This window comes from uncultured Lutibacter sp. (assembly GCF_937891065.1).
In the GTDB taxonomy this organism is placed as follows: Bacteria; Bacteroidota; Bacteroidia; order Flavobacteriales; family Flavobacteriaceae; genus Lutibacter.
In genome coordinates this window covers 1-24,398 of the sequence record NZ_CALAEQ010000163.1, presented here as the reverse complement: position 1 = coordinate 24,398, position 24,398 = coordinate 1, and the positions used below count along the sequence as shown (strand labels likewise).

General features: G+C 29.5%; 22 protein-coding genes. 10 read left to right on the top strand and 12 right to left on the bottom strand.

The features are described 5' to 3' along the window. Window positions 1-82 precede the first annotated feature (82 nt). Window positions 83-859, bottom strand: a complete 777-nt coding sequence (locus tag Q0352_RS09140; RefSeq protein ID WP_299526903.1) for a M48 family metalloprotease — start codon at window positions 857-859, stop codon at window positions 83-85. A 105-nt stretch (window positions 860-964) separates the two neighbouring features. Between Q0352_RS09140 and Q0352_RS09135 the strand changes: the two genes are divergently transcribed. Both Q0352_RS09135 and Q0352_RS09130 read left to right on the top strand, forming a co-directional pair. Continuing rightward, window positions 965-2,719, top strand: a complete 1,755-nt coding sequence (locus tag Q0352_RS09135; RefSeq protein ID WP_299526901.1) for an aromatic amino acid hydroxylase — start codon at window positions 965-967, stop codon at window positions 2,717-2,719. 63 nt (window positions 2,720-2,782) lie between these two features. Beyond that, window positions 2,783-3,094, top strand: a complete 312-nt coding sequence (locus Q0352_RS09130; protein ID WP_299526900.1) for a rhodanese-like domain-containing protein — start codon at window positions 2,783-2,785, stop codon at window positions 3,092-3,094. A gap of 59 nt (window positions 3,095-3,153) precedes the next feature. Here Q0352_RS09130 and Q0352_RS09125 read toward each other — a convergent pair whose 3' ends face one another. The 6 genes from Q0352_RS09125 to alaS form a co-directional block, all read right to left on the bottom strand. After that, complete coding sequence (locus tag Q0352_RS09125; RefSeq protein WP_299526917.1) at window positions 3,154-3,804, bottom strand: response regulator transcription factor; 651 nt, start codon at window positions 3,802-3,804, stop codon at window positions 3,154-3,156. Window positions 3,805-3,846: 42 nt separating this feature from the next. Further along, a complete protein-coding gene (locus Q0352_RS09120) occupies window positions 3,847-5,793 on the bottom strand; it encodes a sensor histidine kinase (RefSeq protein WP_299526898.1) in 1,947 nt (648 codons plus the stop codon). 133 nt (window positions 5,794-5,926) lie between these two features. After that, on the bottom strand, window positions 5,927-7,846 hold the full coding sequence (locus Q0352_RS09115; RefSeq protein ID WP_299526896.1) for a PQQ-binding-like beta-propeller repeat protein: 1,920 nt from the start codon (window positions 7,844-7,846) through the stop codon (window positions 5,927-5,929). A 211-nt stretch (window positions 7,847-8,057) separates the two neighbouring features. Continuing rightward, complete coding sequence (locus tag Q0352_RS09110; RefSeq protein WP_299526894.1) at window positions 8,058-8,600, bottom strand: DUF6252 family protein; 543 nt, start codon at window positions 8,598-8,600, stop codon at window positions 8,058-8,060. Window positions 8,601-8,678: 78 nt separating this feature from the next. Then, window positions 8,679-9,623, bottom strand: coding sequence for a GSCFA domain-containing protein (locus Q0352_RS09105; RefSeq protein ID WP_299526892.1), 945 nt, complete (start codon window positions 9,621-9,623; stop codon window positions 8,679-8,681). A gap of 70 nt (window positions 9,624-9,693) precedes the next feature. Further along, on the bottom strand, window positions 9,694-12,306 hold the full coding sequence (alaS, locus tag Q0352_RS09100; RefSeq protein ID WP_299526890.1) for an alanine--tRNA ligase: 2,613 nt from the start codon (window positions 12,304-12,306) through the stop codon (window positions 9,694-9,696). Between the two features lie 221 nt (window positions 12,307-12,527). Here alaS and Q0352_RS09095 point away from each other — a divergent pair, with 221 nt between their 5' ends. From Q0352_RS09095 to Q0352_RS09070, 6 genes are all read left to right on the top strand, one after another. Next, window positions 12,528-13,499 carry a M23 family metallopeptidase gene (locus tag Q0352_RS09095; protein WP_299526888.1) on the top strand — a complete coding sequence of 324 codons (972 nt, stop codon included), beginning with the start codon at window positions 12,528-12,530 and terminating at the stop codon, window positions 13,497-13,499. Continuing rightward, entirely contained in the window at window positions 13,499-13,831 is a 333-nt protein-coding gene (locus Q0352_RS09090) for a MerR family transcriptional regulator (protein ID WP_299526886.1), read from the top strand. The genes Q0352_RS09095 and Q0352_RS09090 overlap by 1 nt, the downstream gene beginning before the upstream one ends. A 72-nt stretch (window positions 13,832-13,903) precedes the next feature. Further along, window positions 13,904-14,497: a LemA family protein gene (locus tag Q0352_RS09085; protein ID WP_299526884.1), complete on the top strand. Its 594-nt coding sequence runs from the start codon at window positions 13,904-13,906 to the stop codon at window positions 14,495-14,497. 8 nt (window positions 14,498-14,505) lie between these two features. Beyond that, on the top strand, window positions 14,506-14,943 hold the full coding sequence (locus Q0352_RS09080; protein ID WP_299526882.1) for a TPM domain-containing protein: 438 nt from the start codon (window positions 14,506-14,508) through the stop codon (window positions 14,941-14,943). Continuing rightward, window positions 14,924-15,724, top strand: a complete 801-nt coding sequence (locus tag Q0352_RS09075; protein ID WP_299526880.1) for a YgcG family protein — start codon at window positions 14,924-14,926, stop codon at window positions 15,722-15,724. Before Q0352_RS09080 ends, Q0352_RS09075 begins: the two co-directional genes overlap by 20 nt. Window positions 15,725-15,837: 113 nt before the next feature. Continuing rightward, window positions 15,838-16,374, top strand: a complete 537-nt coding sequence (locus Q0352_RS09070) for a hypothetical protein (protein WP_299526878.1) — start codon at window positions 15,838-15,840, stop codon at window positions 16,372-16,374. A gap of 51 nt (window positions 16,375-16,425) precedes the next feature. Here the strand turns inward: Q0352_RS09070 and Q0352_RS09065 are convergent, their stop codons facing one another. From Q0352_RS09065 to Q0352_RS09045, 5 genes are all read right to left on the bottom strand, one after another. Then, a complete protein-coding gene (locus Q0352_RS09065; RefSeq protein ID WP_299526876.1) occupies window positions 16,426-16,725 on the bottom strand; it encodes a hypothetical protein in 300 nt (99 codons plus the stop codon). Window positions 16,726-16,739: 14 nt separating this feature from the next. Continuing rightward, window positions 16,740-17,813, bottom strand: a complete 1,074-nt coding sequence (gene cydB, locus Q0352_RS09060) for a cytochrome d ubiquinol oxidase subunit II (RefSeq protein ID WP_299526874.1) — start codon at window positions 17,811-17,813, stop codon at window positions 16,740-16,742. 3 nt (window positions 17,814-17,816) lie between these two features. After that, window positions 17,817-19,148, bottom strand: a complete 1,332-nt coding sequence (locus Q0352_RS09055; RefSeq protein ID WP_299526872.1) for a cytochrome ubiquinol oxidase subunit I — start codon at window positions 19,146-19,148, stop codon at window positions 17,817-17,819. Between the two features lie 178 nt (window positions 19,149-19,326). Then, on the bottom strand, window positions 19,327-20,580 hold the full coding sequence (locus Q0352_RS09050; RefSeq protein WP_299526870.1) for a hypothetical protein: 1,254 nt from the start codon (window positions 20,578-20,580) through the stop codon (window positions 19,327-19,329). A 16-nt stretch (window positions 20,581-20,596) separates the two neighbouring features. After that, window positions 20,597-21,895, bottom strand: coding sequence for a DUF4270 family protein (locus Q0352_RS09045; protein ID WP_299526867.1), 1,299 nt, complete (start codon window positions 21,893-21,895; stop codon window positions 20,597-20,599). A 239-nt stretch (window positions 21,896-22,134) separates the two neighbouring features. Between Q0352_RS09045 and Q0352_RS09040 the strand changes: the two genes are divergently transcribed. After that, window positions 22,135-23,016: a DUF6268 family outer membrane beta-barrel protein gene (locus Q0352_RS09040; protein ID WP_299526865.1), complete on the top strand. Its 882-nt coding sequence runs from the start codon at window positions 22,135-22,137 to the stop codon at window positions 23,014-23,016. Continuing rightward, window positions 23,013-24,002 carry a kelch repeat-containing protein gene (locus tag Q0352_RS09035; protein ID WP_299526863.1) on the top strand — a complete coding sequence of 330 codons (990 nt, stop codon included), beginning with the start codon at window positions 23,013-23,015 and terminating at the stop codon, window positions 24,000-24,002. The genes Q0352_RS09040 and Q0352_RS09035 overlap by 4 nt, the downstream gene beginning before the upstream one ends. The last annotated feature ends 396 nt before the right edge of the window (window positions 24,003-24,398 follow it).

Below are 24,398 nucleotides of genomic sequence, written 5' to 3'. Positions count from 1 at the left end.
AAATTAGTGTGAAAATAACTAAAACGATTGCGAAAACTAAGTTGAAAGTAAAAAGGAATATCTTAAAGTCACTCATTATTAATCACGATTTCCTTTTATATTTTTCAATAGCTTCTTTTATTTTTTCAATCCTATTTTCTGGATCTGGATGCGTACTCATTCTTTCTGAAGTTCTATTTGGACCAGCTGCAGCTTTTAAAATTTCCATGACACCAATTAACTCAGTTGGATTATAACCAGCATCAATCATAAATTTCACACCTAAATAATCACTTTCCAATTCGTCATCTCTTCCATAACTCAAATTCATAACATTGGCGATGGCAGCTGCACCTTCAGCTGTACTTGGATCAAAACCAACTGCAACACCACTTAACAAACCTTGTGTTAATCCTTGTTTTGCCATACGTTCAGCTGAATGTCTCCCAACCACATGCCCAATTTCATGACCTAACACACCTGCCAATTGATCTTCATTTTCTAATTTTGAAAATAGTGCATAAGTAATAAAAATTTGACCTCCAGGAAGGGCAAAAGCATTAATTGTTTGTGAATCTTTCAATAAATAAAAATCGTAGTTGTAATTTGTTTGTTTTGCAATACTATTATTCACGAGTTTTCTTCCAACTTCATCTACAAATTGCTGATACTTTTGATCAGGATATAAACCACCATGTTGTTGTGCCATTTTAGGAGCGCTTTGTAAACCTATAGCAATTTCATCTTCAGTAGATAATGTAATGTGTTGCTTTTTGCCAGTAAATTCATTTATTTCACTTTTAGAATAATATTGAAATAATGTAAATAATATAATTGCAGCTCCAACTAATAATTTAACTTTTATATTACCTCTTCTCATTTTTTTTTGATTTTTTTGTAATAAGTAAAAATACAAATTTAATTTTTTGAGAATCAAATGCAAAAATAATTAAAAGTGTAACTTTCCGGAAAATTAATAATAAAAATGATAAAAGCAATAAAATTTAATGAAGTAACTAAAATATTGCCAAAACATCTACATAAGTTTATTGTTAAGCAACCCTATGAAAATTACACGGCTCAAAATCAAGCTGTTTGGCGATATGTGATGCGCATGAATATTGATTATTTAAGTAAAGTTGCTCATGAATCGTATTTAGAAGGATTAAAAAAAACAGGTATTTCTGTTGATACTATTCCAAAAATGGAAGGAATGAATAGGATTTTAAAAGACATTGGTTGGGCAGCAGTTTCAGTTGATGGATTTATTCCTCCTAATGCTTTTATGGAATTTCAAGCATATAATGTATTGGTAATAGCTTCGGATATTAGAACTTTAGAACATATTGAGTACACACCAGCACCTGATATTATACATGAAGCAGCTGGTCATGCACCAATTATTGCAAATCCTGAATATGCCGAATATTTACGCAGATTTGGAGAAATAGGAAGTAAAGCTATTTCTTCAACTAAAGATTTTGAAATATATGAGGCAATTAGGTTACTTTCTATTTTAAAAGAAGATCCAAGCTCTTCAGAAGAAGCTATTGATAATGCTCAGCAAAAAGTAGAAGAAATTCAAAATAATATGGGTGAGCTATCTGAAATGGCTCAAATTAGAAATTTACATTGGTGGACTGTTGAATATGGGTTGATTGGAAGGTTGGAAAATCCTAAAATATATGGAGCAGGATTACTTTCCTCAATTGGAGAAAGTAAATTATGTTTAACTGATAAAGTGAAAAAAGTACCATATACTATTGATGCCGCTGATCAAAATTTTGACATTACTAAACCTCAACCTCAATTATTTGTGACTCCAGATTTTGCACATTTAAGTTTTATATTGGAGGAGTTTGCCAATAAAATGGCTTTAAGAAAAGGCGGATTAAAAGGTGTTAAAAAGTTGATAGAATCTAATAATTTAGGAACCATAGAATTGAGTACTGGAATTCAAATTTCAGGAGTTTTTACCAATGTAATTTCTGATGAATATAACAAACCAATTTATATTCAAACTACTGGCCCAACTGCTTTGGCAAGTAGAGATAAAGAATTAATTGGACATGGAATTGAATATCATTCTGAAGGTTTTGGAAGCCCTATTGGCAAATTAAAAGGAATTAATTTAGCTATAGAAGATATGTCTCCCAAAGATTTAGAAGTTTATGGGATTTATGAAGGCAAAAGAACAACCTTACTTTTTGAAGGGAATATTAAGGTTGAAGGTGAAGTAATCACAGGGAAAAGAGATTTGCAAGGTAAAATTTTGTTAATTTCATTCAAAAACTGCACTGTGACACATAATGAAAATATTTTATTTCAACCAGAATGGGGAATTTACGATATGGCTATTGGAAAAAAAATTGTTTCGGCTTATGCAGGTCCAGCTTCATTGAATTCTTTCAAAAATATTGGAAAAGTTTCTGATGAAAAAACACATAAAATTACATATAATAAACAAGAATTAAAGTTACATAAATTGTATGAAAAAGTAGCTGAGATTAGAAGTAATGAGAATATAGATGTTGAAAAATTAACATCAATATTTATAAACCTTAAAGCTAATTATCCGTCAGATTGGTTGTTGCCATTAGAAATATTTGAATTGGTTTATAATTCAAAGTCTAATTTAGAGTTAGAAGTTTTAACACATCTATCTGAAATTAAAAAGATTAGTAAGTATGAACAATTAATAAATAATGGGATGATTTTGATTACAAGTTACAAAGAGTAATTTCTGTTACCTTTGGTTGTTAATATTTATTCTATATTTGCGCAAAATTAAAATGATAAAAAAATGAGTTTTTTTGGTTTATTTGGTGGAGGTACAAGTGGAGCTTCAATTGAAGAATATTTAAATGACGGAGCAGTAGTAATTGATGTTAGAACTGTTGACGAGTTTAGAGATGGACATGTAAAAGGTTCAAAAAACATTGTTTTAAATTTAATTCCAACAAAGGTGGAAGAAATTAAAAAATTAAATAAAAAAGTAATTGCAGTTTGCAGAAGTGGAGCTAGAAGCGGACAAGCAACATCTTTTTTAAAACAACAAGGTATCGATGTTATAAACGGAGGACCTTGGCAAAATGTTGATAAATTTGTAAATTAAACAGAAATACATATAATCAAAAAAAGAGAAGCTTAAGCTTCTCTTTTTTTGATTAGAACTTAAATTAAGTTGTGTTTTTTCGCTTTTAAAACGGCTTCAATTTTATTGTGAACCTGCAATTTTTTGTAAATATTTTCAATATGTTTTCGAACTGTTGATGGTGAAATAATTAAATTATCGGCTATTTCATTATAATTTAATCCTTTGCTTAAGTGTTCTAAAATATCAGTTTCTCTTTTAGTTAATTTTATATCTACTAAGTCTCTTGAATTTGTTAGTACTATTGGATTTCGCAACAATTTAAGTGTTTTTAGAGCAATACTTGGTGTCATTGGCGCTCCACCAGAAACTACTTCCAAGATACTTTTATTTAAATTTTCAGCATCAATTTCTTTTAGTAAATAACCATTTGCTCCGGCTTTAATAGCATTAAATATATTCTCATCATCATCAAAAACAGTAAGCATAATTATTTTAATATGTGGATATTTAGATTTTACAATTTCTGTTGCTGTTATACCATCCATTTCAGGCATTTGAATGTCCATTAAAATAACATCAATGTTATGATTAACTTCTAGTTTTCCAATAAGTTCAGCTCCATTATTTCCTTTAAATTTATACTCTAAATTTTTAAAAAAGGATAGTTTTTCAATTATTGCTTTCGCTAAAAAGCTATTGTCTTCTGCAATTGCTATTCGTAATTTCATAAAATTAGTTTTCATAAAAATAAGTTTTAAGTAATAATAAAACTATACGGCATTTGTCTTATTTTTAGGACAAATAATTTTAATAGATGTTCCTTGATCTGGTTGAGAATTGATTGAAATAGTACCGCCAACTTCGTTAATTCTTTGTTGCATATTTTCTAAACCATTTCCAAGTTCAACAATATTTATATCAAACCCTTTACCGTTGTCACTTATTTCAAATTCAATGGTTGATGAGTTTTCAGAAATAAGGATATTAATTTCTGTTGCCTCAGCATATTTAATGGCGTTATTTATAGCTTCTTGTATAATTCTAAATACACTAATCCCTTTTATTGAAGTGAAAGTGAACTCGTTTGAAATAGAAGATTCAAAATTAAATTGTATGTTATTTGTTGCCTTTTTTGCTTTCTCAATAAATGATAATAGTCGAGATTGAAATTCATCATAATTAATATCATTTTTGTTCATTGCCCAAATAGTGTCTCTTAATTGGCTAATTGTACCACCAGTAAATTGGTTAATTTCAGTTAATTTATTTTTAAGCTTTTCATTGGTTACATCCGTTGAAAACTTTAGGTTATCAATAGATGAAATTATAAAGGTAAGTTGTGAACCAATATTGTCGTGTAAATCTCGTGAAATGTGTAACCGTTGATCTTGTAATTTACTGTATGTTTGGGCTTCTTTTAGTTTGAGTTGGTTTTTATATTCTCTTTTTTTATGCTGCTGACGTTTGTACAAGCCGAATGAAATAATTGTAAAAATTAGTAGCCCAGAGCTTAGTAACAATGCGTATAAATTTTTATTTTTTATTTCTAATTCATTTTTTAATAAAAGTTCTTTTTGTTGCGAAATTTCTTTTTCACGTTGTGCAGTGTCATATTTTTCTTGAATCTCTGCAATTTCCTTTGTAACTCTTGAATTAAATATGCTGTCCTGAGCAATAGAATATAATTTTTGGTAGTGAAGAATACTATCGGTATTTTTTTTGACTGCAAAAAATGAAAGGAGCGCTTTATAACCTTTCATTTCTAATTCCTTAGCATTCGTTTTTTTAGCTAATAATAATCCTCTTCTAAGATTTAATTCGGCATCTTTAATTTTTCCGGTTGATAAGTATAAATCACCAATATTTTGACTTACACTGGCAATGCCATAACTGTCATTTAATTTTTCTCGCAATTGTAAGGACTTATTAAAAAAGAGTATTGCTTCATCAAATTGTTTTTGATTAGTTAAAATAGCACCATAGTTGTTATACAGTGCAGATAATTCTTGTTCATAATTATTTTTTTCAGCAATCTCAATACCTTTTTTATAATTAAGGGTGCTTTTTAGGGTGTCTTTTAAAAATAAATATGAATTTCCAATATTGGTATAAGATTGAACTAGTCCAAATTCATCGTTGATTTGTTCTCTTATTTTAACTACATCTAAATGTTCATTTAATGCTTTTTGATATTGTTTTAGATTAAAATAAATATTTGCAATGTTATTTTTTATTAAGGCAACATATTGTCCATTTTTTAAACTTTCAAAAATTTCTAAAGCTTTTGTATTGTAATAAATAGCTGAATCCATTTTGAAAATACGTTGATAGGAAATCCCCATTTTGTTATAAAGGCTACCTAATCCTAAAGTGTCTTTATTTTTTAATCTAATAACTAATGCTTTTTTATAAAAGGTATTTGAAGTGTCAAAATTTGAAAGTTTATAATGGATAATTCCAAAATCGTTATAAGCTTGTGCTTCTCCATTTAGGTTGTTGGTTTTTTTTGATAAATCCAATGCTACATTTCCATAATAAAATGCTGAATCTGTTGAAATACCACTATAATACCAACATAAATCTCCGTAAGCTTTAATTTTTAAAGAATCGGTTATTTCTGTTTTAACCAGTGCTTTTAGGCTATCAATTATCTTGTTTTGAGCACCAATAATTGACAGGCTTAAAATTAAAAATAAGATGGTTAGTTTTAGTTTCATAAATAGTTAGTTTTAACTAAAATACAAAAAAACCAATAAGATAAATATTTTATTAAAAAGGTATTCACAAATAAACAAAAAAAGACTGCTTCAACTTGTGGTAAATTGAAACAGCCTTTCAAGGTTTTTACCCTTATTTGTTTAAATCATATGCATTTAAGGTGCTTTTATCTGCCTTGTAGTATAAAACTCCTCCAAATTCATCAACTTGGTATTCTGGTTTTTTATCTTTTAAAACTATTTCTTTTGCAATTTTCCCCGACTCTTTATCTACTTTAACCAAGCCAACACCATCATCTAGTTTTGTTAATATAAATTGTGCGTTTTCAGTAGCTGCTGTGGCTTTAAAACGTTTTGACATGACATCAAAAGCAGCACTACCAATTTCTGCAAACATTTTTGAAGCTCTTGCAGCTTCTTTGCCATATTCATTATAACTGCTTAAATCGTTTAAACCACCGTAAACATTAGTTTTATTTGCTCCTGCTTTAGCGGCCATAGCCATTGACAAACCTGTGGATGCTACTGCCATAACACCTGATAACACTTTAATAAAGCCACTTTGACCAGGCGATTTATAGTATTCGTTATATATTTGTTTTCCTTCATTATCTAAAAGCGCCAAGTTTTGAGATGCACTTAAAAAGATATTACCATTTCGCATTTCCATAGTATTGGCCACTTCTTTTTCATCAAACTTTACTTTTGAAAAATCTGTTGCATCTCCAGTTTGAGCGTCTATTGCATAAACATCGCCATCTGCTGCAATTAGGTACCTGTTTTTAGCCCTATCAAATGTTGAAGCCACAGCTGCAGAATTTTTATATTTCAACGGTTTGTTCCAAACTTGATCGCCAGTTTTTAAATCTACAATATTGGCATCTTCACTGGTGATATAGATTAAACCTTGCGGCGATTCTGCCATAACCATAATATTCTCTCCTGTTTTTAATGGTTTTTTAAATAATGTTTTCCCTTCAAACGATATTTTATTGATCCCACCTTGCTGAATACCAAATAAAATACCATCTTCTTGTACATAAAAATGCTGTACCCAACCTTTTGTTTTTGGTGCTTTATCCCATAAATCCTCGCCAGTTGACGCGCTTAAGAATGCAATTTCAGATTCGTTTTTTGTTGCAAATACACTCGTACTACCTCCTGAACTTTTATCACTAACTACAGCAATACCTTGTGGTAAAATTTGAAAGTTTGATACATTTCCTTGCACTTTTCTATCATCCTTCCAAAGTTCTATACCCTTATTACTTATTTTATGAATACGTGTGTTTTTTCCGTTCGTAGTCGTTTCGAAACCGTAAATTTCTGTTTCTGAAATATCTGAAGTCATCCAATTGATTCCTTTTATTTTACATTCCCACAAATCATCACCCTTATGAGATTTAGCTATTAAACCTTGTGCCGTTGGTATAATTAGCATGCTTTTTAATAGTAATGGCACACCTGTTACACTAAAATCTTTTGCGATGCCTACTCTTCCTGGTTTATCTAAAAAGAAACTGTAATCAAGTGTTTGGGTTGCTAAGTCGTAAACTGCTACTTTTGGAGTCATTTTTTCAAACTTATCTCCTTCTTTTTGGATACCGCTCACAATTAATTTATTTTGTGGCAGCACAATATTGCAGGTATAAATTTGATTCCAGTTATCTGTTTCAGAATTAAAAATAACCTTACCCGTTATATAATCTAAAACGGCTCGTTTTGTTTTCGCAATTCCTGCGAATTTGGAGCCTACACCCTGAGAGACTACAATATATGGAGAAGCTGGTATAAATTCGGTTTCTTCTGGACTAAGTTTTCCGAAGTTATTAAATGTGAATACAGGAGCACTTTGTTTTGGGTCTATCCCTACTAAACCGTCATTAGTAGCAACTACTAAAATGCCACCAACGGTAAGTGTCATTTCATTAATAGTTGCACCTAAATTATAGGTATTGTCAGGTGTTTCTGCTTTTTGTGCAGAAATTGAAGTTACAATAGCTACAAAAATAACTATTAGTAATTTTTGTAATTTGAATGTTTTAGTTTTCATAATTTGAGTATTTATCTTAGTTCGGCATTCGTTTTAATGAATCGTTTAGAATGATTAAATCAAAAATCCAATAAAATGTGTAGGTAATCAATACGGCATTTGTCGTATATTCTTATTAGAAGAAAGCTTTCTCTTTTCTTGGGAAAAAAGGTTACACTTTAAAATGTAACCTAAATAAGATTTTTAATTTGGTAACTAGCATAACAATAATTTAGGAGGTTTTTTTGGTTAAATTAAACGCACCATCTGTAATGTTTTTAATTGAACTGTCACCAAGAACGTTCTTGCATTTAAAGTTAAATGTTCCTTTAATAGTAGACCCTGTTTCTTCTGAAACTGATAAAGACCCAATCTTTGTTGCGTCGTAAGGAGCTTGCCAAATTTCTGTTGTAGAGGCGGTAGGATTGCTTAAATTAACATTTGTTTCAGAATAAGAAGCCGCATTTGTAACAGCTATGTTTGCTCCAGTAATTTCATAAGTTCCCGTTCCTGTATACCCAAATATTGTAATTGCAAAGGCATTTCCATCACTATTTGATGCAATAATTATTAAATTTTCTCCCGGTCCTGTATTTGCAACAGTGGCTGAAGATGAAATTTCCATAGATTGGTATGATGTACCATCGACTTTGGCAGTTAAAGTTCCAGATGAAGCACTTCCATTTCCTCCTGCATCATCACTTTTTGAACATGATGAAAATAAAACTAATGACAATGTCATAGTTAATACCATAATTTTTTTAAATGTTTTCATATTAATCTAATTTTAAAGTTAATACTTCAAAAGTCAGATTTATAAAAACTTAAATCAATACGGCATTTGTCGTATTATTTAAAAAGAAATATTGGTGTTATTAGTTATTGAAGTTATTTTTTTTTGTAAATCAGTTAAAAATTGTTGATGTTGTTCAGAATTAGGATTGAAAGGTTTGTGTGCCAATCCTCTTTGAATATGATCAACCTCTTTCATGATTGAGGCTGTTTTTTTATCAATCCAAACATGCTGAAACTGTTCCCAAATATAATTAATGGCTGTTTCATTTGGGTGAATCATATCACTATTATAAAAACGATACTCACGTAAATCATCCAACATAATTTCATAGGAAGGAAAGTAATACAATTGATTTCTTTTATCAATTACTTGATGAATTGCCGATAATAAATGTGATTTACTTTGCGAGTTTTCTACAAAACCATCTTTTAAATGCCTTACAGGACTTAACGTAAAAATAATATTTATTGTTGGGTTTACATCTTTTATAAGTGTACTCAAATTTTCTAAAGAAGCAATAATCTCATCAACAGGTAGTAGCTCTTTTAAAAACTTTTTTTGAGGTACTTTATGGCAATTTCCTACAATAGTATCGGTTTCAATAAATCGATACATCCAAGAAGTGCCCAACGTAATTATGATGTGTGTAGCCTGAGTTAATTGTTTATTTGTTGCATCAATCTCACGGTTTAAATTTTGAAGTAATTCATTTTTATTACTTGAACTTAAATCTGAATGTGCATCAAAACAATGCCAACGTTCATTTAATTGAAAAATGTCTTTATCTGAGTATTCTTTTCGATTAATTGCATTGGTAATTAAGCTTTCAATGGCAATTGGGTTGAATAAAATACCAAACGGATTGCTAAAAGCATTGAACTTAAAGTAGTTTAATTTCTGATAAATATTTTCTGAAAAGCAAGAACCAATTAGCAACAATTTAGAATTATAATCTATTTGATTACGTTCCTTATGAAGTTGTATGTTGGTTCTGAAATTCATTTTACTTGAATTTTTAACTCATCACACTGAGTTAAGTTTAGGGTGATGAGTTTGTAATAATAATTATGTTTTAAATTATATATCTTTTACTTTCTTCTAATGCTTTATCAATTCCTTCAGGATTTCTACCTCCAGCAGTTGCAAAATAAGGTTGACCGCCACCGCCACCGTGAATTAATTTTCCCAGTTCACGAACTACTTTTCCAGCATCTAATTGCTTTTCTTCAACTAAGTTTTTAGCAATATAACAGGTTAAAAAAGCTTTTCCGTCAGATTCTGAACCGACTAATAAAAACAAATTATCTAGTTGATTCCCTAAATCAAAGGCTAAATCTTTAATACTATTTTGATCTAAATCTATCTTTTTAGCTAAAAAATTAATACCGTTTATGGTTTCAACTTCATGAATTAAATCGCCTTTTAAATTTTTTGCTTTATCTTTTAATAAAGTTTCAATTTGTTTTTTAAGAGCAGAGTTTTCATCTAGTAAATCAACAATAGCCTTTTGTGGATTGGCAGGATTTTTTAGAATATCCTTAATCTCATAAAAAGTTCTATTGTTTTCAAAATAAAAATCTTTAGTAGCGTCATTGGTAATCCCTTCAATACGTCTAACACCTGCAGCAATTGCAGATTCTGAAGTGATTTTAAAATGCCAAATATCACTAGTGTTTTGTACGTGAATTCCACCACAAAGCTCTACTGAACTTCCAAACTGAATAGCACGAACAGTATCTCCATATTTTTCACCAAATAAAGCCATGGCACCTTTTTCAATTGCTGTTTCCATAGGAATATTTCTAAATTCTTCTAATGGAATTTTACTAGAAATTCGTGCATTTACATAATCTTCAACATCACGTAATTCATCAACTGTTAATTTAGAAAAATGCGAAAAATCAAAACGTAAACCTTTTGAATGTACTGATGAACCTTTTTGTTCAACATGAGTTCCTAATATTTCTCTTAACGCCTGATGTAAAAGGTGTGTTGCAGTATGGTTACAAGCAGTTCTATGACGTTGTTTTCCATCAACTACAACTTTAAAAATTTGTGTTGGGTCTTTTGGTAAACTTTTAGCAAAGTGAATAATTAAATTATTTTCTTTTTTAGTATCAACAATATAAATAACATTTCCATTGTTCACTTCAAGATAGCCTTTATCACCAACTTGTCCACCACCTTCTGCATAAAACGGAGTCATGTTAAATACTAATTGGTATAAATCACCATCTTTTATAGAGGAAACTTTTCTGTAACGCGTTATTTTAATATTAGCTTCAAGGGTGTCATAACCAATAAATTCTTCATCATCATCCTCATATAAAACTACCCAATCATCAGTTTCAACAACAGCTGCAGCTCTAGATCTGTTTTTTTGTTTTTCTAATTCAATCTTAAATTCTTCTTCATTTAAGGTCATTCCTTTTTCGGAAAGAATTAAAGCTGTTAAATCTATAGGAAACCCATAAGTATCATATAATTCGAATGCTTTTTTTCCTGAAACTTCACTTCCTTTGGTGTTTTTAATAACACCATCTAACAATACTAAACCTTGATCTAAAGCGCGTAAAAACGACAGTTCTTCTTCTTTAATTACATTAGTAACTAATTGATTTTGAGATTTTAACTCAGGGAAATATTCGCCCATTTGTTTTGTTAATGTAGCAACCAGTTTGTAAATAAAAGGTTCTTTTACATTTAAAAAAGTAAAACCATAGCGAATAGCTCTTCTTAAAATTCGTCTAATTACATAACCTGCACCAGTATTTGAAGGTAATTGTCCATCAGCAATAGCAAAAGCTACGGCACGAACGTGATCTGAAATAACGCGAATGGCAATATCAGTTTCTTCATTTTTACCATAATCATTGTTGGTAATTGCTTCAACTTCTCTAATTAAAGGTGTGAAAACATCAGTATCATAATTAGATTGTTTATTTTGTAAAACCATACACAAACGTTCAAATCCCATTCCAGTATCTACGTGTTGAGCAGGTAATTTTTCTAATGAACCATCAGCTTTACGATTGAATTCCATAAATACAAGATTCCAAATTTCAACCACTTGAGGATGATCCATATTTACCAAACTTTTCCCTGAGACTTTGGCTTTTTCTTCAGCAGATCTGATATCTACATGAATTTCAGAACATGGTCCACAAGGTCCTTGAGCTCCCATTTCCCAGAAATTATCTTTTTTATTTCCATTAATAATTCGGTCTTCACTAATATATTGTTTCCAAAGGTCATAAGCTTCTTGATCATAATCTAAGGCATCTTCTTCAGCTCCTTCAAAAACAGATACATATAAACAATCTTTGTCAATTTTTAATACATCAACCAATAATTCCCAGGCCCATGCAATGGCTTCTTTTTTAAAATAATCACCAAAACTCCAGTTTCCAAGCATTTCAAACATGGTATGGTGGTATGTATCTTTACCAACCTCTTCCAAATCGTTATGTTTTCCAGAAACGCGTAAACATTTTTGAGTATCTGCCACACGTTTATCAATAGCATTTTTTTGACCTAAAAAATATTCTTTAAAAGGTACCATTCCAGCATTTGTAAACATTAATGTTGGGTCATTCTTTAACACCATTGGAGAAGAAGGCACTATGCTATGTTTTTTAGATTCAAAAAAGTCTAAAAATTCTTGACGGATTTGTTGTGATTTCATTTGTAATATCTTAGTTTTTGTATGGTCTAATTGTACTAGTTAAAGTTTATAATATTGGTTTAAAACAACATTGATTTTAACTGTTTTAATTGTTAATTATTTCCTAAATAAAATACGTTTTACAACTTTTATAAAACATTTTGTAAATTTGTTAAATATGCACCACAATATTAATAAATATTATGGCGTTTTACGATGCAAAAATAACATAATTTATATTTATGGCGAAAGTAAAATATTATTACGATCCTGATACATTATCCTATCAAAAGATACGAGTTAAAAAAAGAGATACTTTTAAAAAGTTTTTGTTAACTATTGTAGCGGCTTCTATATTTATGCTTTTAGGATTTGTTTTCTTGACACCTGTTTTTGAGTCACCTAAAGAAAAAGAAATTAGGCGTCAATTAGAATTTGTAAAATTAAATGAAGAGCTACACAGTAAAAAAATTGTTCAATTAGAAAAGATATTAAAAGGAATTCAAGACAGAGATAATAATATTTATCGCTTATATTTTGAGGTGAATCCTATCCCTGAAGAACAGCGTAGAGCAGGGTTTGGAGGGTTAAACAGATATAAAGCATTAGAAGGTTTTGATAACTCTAAAATGGTTATTGATGTTACTAAAAATATGGATATTTTATCTAAGCAATTATATATTCAGTCTAAATCATTAGATGAAATTGTAAAATTGGCAGAGAATAAAGAAGATTTGCTTGCAGCTATGCCGGCAATTCAACCGGTTAAAAATGAAGATTTAACTAGAATGGCTTCAGGTTATGGATGGAGATCAGATCCTTTTACCAAAGCAAGAAAAAAACATTGGGGAATGGATTTTACAGCACCTACAGGTACTCCAATTTATGCATCTGGTGATGGAGTTGTTGAAAGAGCAGATCAAAATGCATCTGGTTATGGTAAGCATATAAGAATTAATCATGGTTTTGGGTTTGTTTCATTGTATGCTCATATGAGTAAATACAATGTTAGAAAAGGACAAAAAGTTAAAAGGGGTGATTTAATTGGTTTTGTTGGAAATACAGGACGCTCACAAGCACCTCATTTACATTATGAAATTTCAAAAAATGGAACAAAAATAAATCCTATCGATTTTTACTACGGAAACTTAACTCCTGAAGAATTTGAGGCGATGCAAAAAGCAGCTCAAATAGAAGGGCAATCATTGGATTAATGTTTATAGATTTACCAGAAAAAAGATACTACAAAATTGGTGAAGTTGCAAAAGCCTTTGGGTTAAATACTTCACATATACGCTTTTGGGAAAAAGAATTTGATATTTTAAAGCCTAAAAAAAACAATAAAGGGAATAGATTATTTACACAAGAAGACCTTAAGAATTTAAAACTTATTTATCATTTAGTTAAAGAAAAAGGCTTTACATTAGAAGGGGCAAAAGGGAAAATGAAAGAAAGTCCTAAAAGTGTAAAAAATAATCATGAAATTATCACGCGTTTAGAGGCTATAAAGGAAGAGCTGATTAAAATTAAAACCCAGATTGATTGATAAATTTTGTAACAAAATTTTGTATTGAACAACTAATAAAAGAGAATTATAAATAACTTAAAAACTATACAAATGAAAAAGTGGCTAATTCCAGTAATTATTATAGGTGTAATTGCATTTGCAATTTATAGAATGGGTGTTGGATTTTACAATACAGCGATAGACCTTGAACAAGATTCTAAAACGGCTTGGTCAAATGTTGAAAGCGCATATCAAAGAAGAGCAGACTTAATTCCTAATTTGGTATCTACAGTAAAAGGATACGCAGCACATGAAAAGGAAACTTTAGAAGGTGTTATTAAAGCACGTGCAACAGCTACTCAAACAACAATTGACCCAACTAATATTACTCCAGAAAAAATGGCAGCTTTCCAAAAAGCGCAAGAAGGTTTAAGTGGAGCACTATCAAGATTGTTGGTTACTGTAGAGAGATATCCAGATTTGAAAGCAAATCAAAACTTTTTAGAATTGCAAAGTCAGTTAGAAGGAACAGAAAATAGAATTAATGTTGAAAGGAATAGATTTAACACTACTGTAAATGCATTTTCTAAGCATATTAAAAAATTTCCAAATAACATTTTAAATGGTTTTATCGGGAATTTCCAAGAGATGTCTAGATTTGAAGCAGCAGCAGGTAGTGATGCAGCTCCAAAAGTTGAATTTTAATAAAGTCTATGTCGAAAATTGAAGATTTTTTAACAGCTTCTCAAGAACAACGAATTATTGAGGCTATAAAAACTGCTGAAAAAAATACTTCAGGAGAGATAAGAGTTCATATAGAAAAAAGTACAGAAAAACCTCCAATGGAAAGAGCTTTGGAGGTTTTTCATTTCTTAAAAATGGATACTACAAAGTTAAGAAATGGTATATTGCTTTACATCGCTGTTGAAAGTAGAAAATTTGTTATTTTAGGTGATGAAGGCATCAACAATAAAGTGCCTAAAGATTTTTGGGAAACAGAAAAAGAATTTGTACTCTCTCATTTTGCTAAAGGTGAATTTGAAAAAGGAATTGAACAAACCATTATTAAAGTTGGAGAAAAATTGAAATATTTTTTCCCTTACCAATCAAACGACACAAACGAATTATCGGATGAAATTTCTAAAGGATAGATTAAATTTTTTAAATATATTATTGTTGTTTTTATTGATAACGAGCAATGTATTTTCACAAAATATACCAAACAAACCTAGCTTTATACCTGCGTTAATAGATAGTACAAATACATTAAGTGCAAGTGAAAAATCAGCCTTAGAAACAAAATTAATTCGCTATAGTGATTCTACTTCTACGGAATTATTTCTAATAATAATGCCTTCAACATTTGGCGAAAACATAAATCTTTACGCAACTGAGCTTGGTCATAAATGGGAAATTGGTCAAAAAGGAAAAGACAATGGAGTTGTTATATTGTTAGCAAAAGATGATCGAAAAATAGCAATTCAAACAGGTTATGGAGTAGAACATTTGTTAACAGATGCTTTATCAAAAAGAATTATAGAAAATATCATTTTACCAGAATTTAAGAAAGGAGATTATTATGCAGGTCTCGATAAAGGAACCGATGTAATAATTGATATTTTAAGAGGAGAATATAAGGGAGAACCAAGTAAAGGAAATAGTGAAGGTGGTTTTCCAATTCTATTAATTATTATCATCATATTTTTCCTTATCATAGTTTTTTCAAAAAAGAATAGAGGAGGAGGAAACAATAGAGGGAATAGAAAAGATAATACAGTAGATATTTTAACAGCAATTCTTTTAAGTGGAGCCGGACGTTCTAGTGGTGGTTTTGGAAGCGGCGGCTTTGGAGGAGGATCAAGTAGTGGTGGCTTCGGTGGTTTTGGCGGCGGCGGCGGCTTCGGTGGAGGTGGTGCTAGCGGAGGTTGGTAATATTCTTGTTTAGATACACTTTTTTAAATTTAAATTAAAGTTGATTAAAGTCATCTTTGATTTAAACATAACCATTTAACTTCGCAACTTGTTAATGAAACTTTAAACAAGAAATGAATACATATGTTGAATTAGTTAAAGAGTATCCAATATTTAGTGCTATGATTCAATTTGCAGTACTTGGAACTTTAGGTGATATTTTTTCAAAATGGATGCAACAAGGCAAAATATATAAACCTTATAATGTTTCCATTGTCATTTTAAAAATGTTGGAATGGGCAATTATTGCGGTTACTATTAAATATGCATTTGTTGGTTTTCAGGGATTTGTAGATGGTTTAGTTTCTCACAATTTATTACCAGAACTTGGTAAGTTTGGAAGAGCATTTTCGATATCTGTAACAATGAATTTACAATATGGATTGTTCTTAGTTATTTTTCACCGCTTTTTAGATAATTTAATTGCGAAACAAAATAATTGGAAAAACATTGATAAAGGAATGCTTTCCTTAGTATGGTTTTGGATTCCTGCCCATACAATTACGTTTATGTTAGATAAACCATATCAAATTGGTTTAGCTGCTATTTGGTCGGTTGTTTTGGGTTTCATATTGGGATATTATAATCGGGAAGCTAAAATATCAAATTAACTCTAATTTTTTTATAAGTATTCTTTTAGTTAAAATTGTATTTATGCTTTTTTATTCTTTATTCATTTTAGCTTTTAATTTCTGAATTAAAATTACAGCAATAGCACCTCCTAAAAATGAAACTAAAATATTAATTGATAATAAGTTGAAATTAATACTTCCTAAATTCATAATTGCATTTGGGTTAAAGCCTAATCTCCCAAAAGATTTAATTAATAAAATGCTTCCAAATACACCTGCAATTGTATTCCCCGTAATGCCTAAAGTATATTTTTTAAGAATTATTCCAGCTATATTAGCACCAATTATTCCAACAATAATGCTAATTAATGAAATTAAAGTGTGTGTCATAAGAACCTAACATTTTAATGCCCGTAATCCATCTTATCTACTTTTCCACTCATTAATTTATTTTGAGTAATTAAATATACAGCAACAAGAATAAGACCAATAATTCCCCAACCTAAAGCAACAGATAAGCCATATTCAGGTGCAGCCGTATTGTATATTGTTAAAGATTCATTTTGGTTATGAGTTGAAGGTAAAATTACTGGAAATAAAGAAGCTAAAGAAGAAGTTATACCGCCAAGTATCACTAGGGTAGATAGTATAAAACAATGAATGTCTTTTTTGATTTTTTTAATGAAAAACAGTCCAAATAATCCTGTAAAGTAAATAACTGGAAATACTATTAAATAAGGTTTGTCAATAAAATTATCTAAAGAATTTGGATTCACTATTTGCCAAACAAGTAATGAAATTACTGTTAAAGCGAATAGCAAGATGGTTAGTTTAAAAATTACAGATTTTAGTTGATTGTTTATAGATGAATTGGTTTTTAAGATTATCCAATTTGCTCCATGTATTTCTAAAGTTACTACTGAAATTAACCCAATAATAATAGTAAACCAATCAATTACACCAGGAGTTTCGCTTAACGGACTAAAACTACTATCCCATAATGGTAAGAAAAAATAATGCCCCTCAAAAGCTGCAACACCATTTTCAATTGCACCTAAATTTACGCCTCTAACAACATTTCCTAAAGCAATTCCAAAAAATAATGCTAATAACAAGCTAGAAACACCAAAGGATTTATCCCAAATATCTTTCCACATTTGAAAATTAAACTGACTTCTAAATTCTAAACCAATAGCTCTAAAAATAATTAACCATAAAACTATGATTAGTGGTAAGTAAAATCCACTAAAAACGGAAGCGTAAAATGTTGGAAATGCCATAAAAAGTAATCCTCCGCCAGCAACAAGCCATACTTCATTAAAATCCCAAAATAAACCTGCTGATTTTGTAATAACCTCTTTGTCTTTTTCTGTTTTAGCTAAAAATAAATGTATGATACCTGTTCCGAAATTATAACCATCTAAAATAAAAAAGATAGCGAAAACAACTGAAATTATAATATACCAAAATACTTCCATAATTTAATGTTTTTGTGGTGTTGGTCCTTGATGAATTGTTTTTCCTACAAGTACTAAAAATAACAAGCCAAGTAGCATATACAAGGCAACAAAACCTAGTAATGTAAATAAAGTATTTCCTGATGATACATTTGGAGACACACCTTCACTTGTTTTTAATAACCCATAAACTAAATAAGGTTGTCTTCCTAATTCGGCAGTATACCAGCCTGTAATATTTGCTATATATGGGAAAGGAACTAAGAACATTATTGACCAGAGTAAGGGTTTGAAAGAATATAGTTTTTTTCTCCATAAAAAGAAAACGGCTAAACCCATTATAGCTATAAAAATAGTTCCTAAACCAACCATAATATGATACGAATAATACAGTGCAGGAATATTAGTTGGTAATTCTTCATCTTTAAATTGATCCATTCCTGGAATTTGCTTGTTCCAATCTTGATACGTTAAAAAACTTAGGATATTTGGCACAGCAATTTTATTGTCTAATTTTTTTCGCACCATATCAGGTTGCCCAATAAGCACAATTTCAGCACCTGCTTCTTCTGTTTCAAAAATTCCTTCCATTGCAGCAAATGAGGCAGGTTGATATTTTGCTACATTCTTAGCGTTCATATCTCCTGTTGGAAAAGCAAGTAGTAAACTTGAAACTAAACCGAAGGTTACACCTGTTTTTAAAAATAATTTACCGTATTCTGTGTTTTTATTTCTTAAAACATAAAAAGCACCAATACTTGCAACTACAAATGATGATGTTACAAGAGATGCAAGTTGATTATGTAAGAAAGCGGGTAATAACCAAGGATTACTAAATAGCGCTGAAAAATTTTCTAGTACAAATTTACCATTATCTAAAATCTCATAACCTACTGGGTGTTGCATCCAAGCATTGGTTGCTAAAATTAAATATCCACTAGCCCAAGAACCTAAAAAGACTAAAAAACCTGTTAAAAAATGTAGTTTTTGTCCCATTAGTTTTTCACCAAAAATAAATAAGGCTAAGAATGAAGATTCTAAAAAGAACGAAAACAGTCCTTCCATAGCCAAGGTTTGACCTATAATACCTCCGGTAAGTTCAGAAAATTTGGCCCAATTAGTCCCAAATTGAAACTCCATAGGGATTCCTGTAACAACTCCCATTGTAAAATTAACAGCAAATATTTTCATAAAAAATTTTGCAGCATTATTGTATTTTTCAATGTTAGTTTTTAAAAATTGCCACTTATAATAAACAATTATTAAAGAAAGTCCCATTGTTAACTGGGGAAATATATAGTGAAAAGTGATAGTAAATGCAAATTGCAATCTATCATAGAATATCATATCTTCCATAATGTTTCTGATTTGTAAGCAGAAACAAAATTACAATTTAATTAATAATACTATGTTCTTTAGATAACATAATAAGTCAAAAAATGATTAATTAAAACGGAATAATGCCTAACTTTTAATTTAATGAATTCCACTAAAATAATTTGAGAGAAGAAAGTTAAAATTAATTAACTACTACTTAGAATATTTTTTCTTTTTGGAACCAATTTCCGAGTAAACTAAAATTTAATGATAGTTTATGGAAATTGTCTTGAATGAGTTTATTGTTAATAGTTCCTTCTTTTCCATAAGAGTAATTTATATTAACCATAGAAGAAAATTCACTTTTAGAAACAGGGATTCCTAATCCTAAAGAAAATGAGTAATTATCAATATTTTGTTTAGATAAAATTAAATACCCAGAGTTGTAATTCGCTCCAGCTCTATATTTTACTCTGTTCCAAAAGCTAGATATGTTTTTAACAGATTGGTATTCTAAACCAAAACCATAAATTTCTTGATCCTTATAAATATAAGTATTATTAGATTTATAAGTATCTGTCCAATAAATATTTTTATAATCTAAATTTACGGTTAAATTTTTATTAATTTTTGAAGTTATTCCAATACCTATTTTTAAAGGTAAATCGAAATTGTCAATTTTAGTATCAATATCGTTGATGATAGAAATTTCATCTGAGCCAGTAAAAGATTTAGTTCCTACCTCGTCTGTTGTTCCATTTAAAGAAGTAGGTAAATTAATAGTAGCTCCAATTGTTGTTTCTGTTCCAATTAGTTTATTAACGGTATATTGTATTCCGGCATTTAAACCAAATCCAATATAGTTACTTGTATTTGTAATAGTTGCAGATCCATCTCCAAAATTAATTAGTTGTTCTTTACTAATGTTCCCGAATAAAGTTGATAGCTCAACTCCAACGGATAGGTTTTTAGTAAGCTTTAATCCATTTCCCCAAAATACTTCATTTATACCACCCGAACCAATAACATTAGTGTTGAAAAATTGTGAAGTTCCTTCAATTGGCTGATTTACGTCAATTTCATAACTTACTTTTGAGTAGGGTACCAATCCTAAACTCATTTTCCAATAATCTTTTACTTCAAAAGCCATTGCCAAATGAGAAATATTAAAGTCGAAATTATCTTGGGATGTAGTACTTGTTTTTTTATTTGAATAGGTAGTATTTATTCCTAATTCATATAAAAAGGCACCTGAAGCTATTGAAGTTAATGAAGCCGGATTAGATTTGTTAATTGTAAACAGATTTCTGCTAGCAATACCGGTATTACCTAATGCGGAAAAACCACCAAAATAATTTGAATTTTCTTGTCCTAAACCATATAAAGAATAGGGTGAACTAAAATCACTTTGAGCATTCATTGAATAATGAAAAGCACAGAAGCATATTGCAAAAGAAAATATTTTTCTCATAAAATTGTATTACGTATTAATAAAGTAGATAAGTTAGAGAGAGTTTCATTTTGTTTTCAGAATTAACTGAATCATAAATTCTAATTTTGTTTACGCTACTATTATTGTTTGGAAACTGAAAGAGCAACGAATAATTTAAATTATAGGAACTTGTTTGAACTTGTTCAATAAAATAGGTGATATCTGCGGAGTAGTAACTTTTTGAATTAAATTCATCATTTTGTGTGTTGTATTTCGCGTATACAGTACTTCCATCAACTCCAACTAGTTGTTGAACAAGTCTATTTTTATTATCTATAATATAAACTGCAAGTGAATCTGCTCCAATAGAATTGGATTCATAACTTTTAATATCTGGGTAAAATTTTAAAGAAGCATTAATTGTTGTCCCATTTTGCTCGAGTGAATTTAAATTTTTAATATGAGGAATGTCTACACGCATATTTAAAGCAGATCCAGATTGTATATAAGCTAAATTATTGGTGCTTGTAGATTTAATGTAATCTTCATAAGTTACAAGTGAACTTAAAGAAGTAGAGGCTCTATTACTAGTAATTTTATTAAAATTTCGAGTATAACTTTGTATGGTGTAATCGTTATAATAACTATTATCTTCACTATCTCCATCTTCTATAGTGTAATACATTCTCATAACAATTGAAGATTTACTAAAACCTAAAGTGGCATTGCTGTTCGTATCAGAAGCAATTGTTAAACCTTTAAAAATTTGATATAAATCATCAGAATTATTGACTTCGTTATTTTTAAGTTTGTTAAAGAGGATCTCTCCAAAGCTATTTTTAATAGGTATATAAATTGAATCTTTTTTATTAGGAAAAGGTGTAAATGATAATTCCCCTAAAATTTCATCGCTGTATTTTAATGAAGAAGTGTTGTAAAAAGTATCATCATCACCAGAAGGTTCAAAATTTTCAATAATTTCGTGTACTTTATAGGTTTGTATTTTAGTTGTATCTCCATAATAATACCTATCGTAATATAAAATTACACCTATAGAATCATAAATGGCATCAGTATTAATATTGTAGTCAGATGTTAAAAGATTAAAAAATGGTTGACTTGTTAAGTTGCCAAAGTCTTCATCTTGTAAAGCTCCAATTAAGGACCTGCTTGAGTTTGTAGTTGATACAGAGTCTAAAAGTATTGTCGATGTTATTATTGAAAGAGTATCTGTCACACTAACTTTAGTGTCAATATCTAAAAAATCTTCACCAACGGTGTACGTTGAAGACTCATCATTACATGAAATAAATACTGTAAAAGTTAAGAAGAGTAGAATAAAACAGTTTCTCATTATTATATTTTTTTGGTAAAGGTATTTTATCACATTAGTTTCTGCATACTAAAATATATGAACAGCAATATTGTATCGATTAAAGAGTTAAAAAAATGTTAAACACCTCAAAATCAATGTGTTTTACGTTTTGTAGATGTAAAAGGTGTTTAAGTAGATAAAAAAGGCTAATTAGTCTATTTTAGGGTTTGTTACTCAGTATTACTAAATATTTTTGAGCCATAATTATGAATTTAAATATGTCAAAAAGAATAGTAATAGCTGTTTTTATACTTTTTTCAATAAATAGTTTTTCACAACATACTGAAATGCTAAATGTTGAGTTTGGTTCATTTGGAAAAAAAGATGATGCTGTTGGAATAAGCAGATCATCAATAAATATAAATTTTCCTACTCAATTTTATAAAGGTGTATTAATTAATGGGCTTTCATATTCACAGTATGATCTAGATTATGATTCAAATAATTTAATGAATTCTTCAAGTATTGAGACTTTTAAAACTATAAATTATAGTTTAAGCTATATGCAAAAATTAAATAGTAATTGGGCATATGTTATTGTTGCATCTCCAATAATTTCTTCAAACTTTGAGTCAAGTTTAACCATGGATGATGTTGCTTTCAATGGAGGTTTAATTTTTACAAAATTCAATAGGGAAAGTAAGTTGAAGTTTGGATTAATATACAATACAGCTATGGGATTTGATGGTCCAATCCCGTTCCTAAATTATAGTAGAGAAATTAACGATAGGTTTTCTTATGATTTAGGTTTTCCTATTACCAAAGTTAATTTTAAAATTAATGATAGAAACAAGCTAAATCTACATGTAAAACCAAAAGGATTTTATTCAAACATCAGTAAAAACTTACTCTTGGATAATTCAAAAATAGCAGAAAAAGCAAAATACCAATCCTTTGTTACAGGGATTAATTATTTACATACAATTGATAATTATTGGAAGGTAGCATTTGATGTAGGCTATCAATTATCTTCAGATTATAATTTGTTAGATGAAAATAAAAATAGTGTTCACAATATTGAAACTAAGAACAGTGTATATGTGGGTGTTAACTTAAAGTTTGATTTATTAAAAAAGGGAAATAAAAACGAAAAATTATGAATTTAAAAAGAATGAATTTAAAAAGTATCGCACTACTTTTAGTCTTAATAAGCGTAGGGTGTTCATCAAGTGACGATGATGTGGAATATGGAAATTGGGTTGAAAGCTCTTCATTTGATGGTGATGCAAGAGGTAATTCGGTATCATTTGTAATAGGTGATAAAGGATATTTAGTGGCCGGTTATGATGGTGATGATTATTTAAGTGACCTTTGGGAATATAATAAAGAGGGTGATTATTGGGTTAAAAAAGCGAACTTTCCTGGTGTAGCAAGAAGTGGAGCAGTAGGTTTTGAATTGAATGGTAAAGGTTATTTAGGAACTGGATACGATGGAAGTAATAAGTTAAAAGATTTTTGGATGTACGATCCAGGAACTGATACTTGGACACAAAAAGCTGATTTTTTAGGTACAGAAAGGTATGGTGCAGTTGGGTTTTCTGTTGGTAATAAAGGCTATATAGGAACTGGCTACGATGGAAGTGAATTAAAAGATTTTTATGAATATGATGATATTTCAAACACTTGGTCTCAATCTGTTGGTTTTGGAGGAAACAAAAGAAAAGATGCAGTTGTTTTTGTTTTAGATGATAAAGCATATTTAGGAACAGGATTAAGAAATGGAGCTTATGAAAATGATTTTTATGTATTTGATGGTGATACTAAAGTTTGGACTCGATTAACAGATTTAGATGATGAAGATTCAGACTTTTCAGTATTACTTTCAAGCGGAGTTTCATTTACAATAAATGGATTGGCTTATTTAACTACAGGAGAATCATCAGGGGTTTCAACTAATTTATGGGTGTATAATCCGTCAACGGACACTTGGGATGAAGAACCTAATTTTGAAGGAAGTGCAAGACAGGATGCTATTTCATTTAGTTTTTCCGATAGAGCTTTTGTAGCAATGGGAAGAAGTGGAAGTTATTATTTTGATGATAATTGGGAATATCGTCCACTTGAAGAAAGTAATGATGAAGATTAATAATTTTGAGTTTAATTGTTGTTTTATTAAGTTGTTTTAAAAAGGAGTTAGATAATTATACTTATCTAACTCCTTAATTTCATTTTCGAAACATGACAATAATAGATTAATTTTAATTAAACTATTTATCTAAATATTTTTCAATAAGGAATTAAGTGTTGAATAAGAGGTTTTAAAAACATTCATAATTATCAATCAAGTACTTCCATAAAAAAAGTAAATTTGTAGTTAATAAGTAATTTTATTAAATCAAAAATTCTGAAATTTAGTTTTAAAAATATAAACCCTGCAATAATCCACATTTTATGTTGGACCATACTTATTTTAATTAATTTATTAACTTTTTACAATAGATTTCAAATTTTCCCTAAAGATTTTTCATTTTATTTTAGGTCA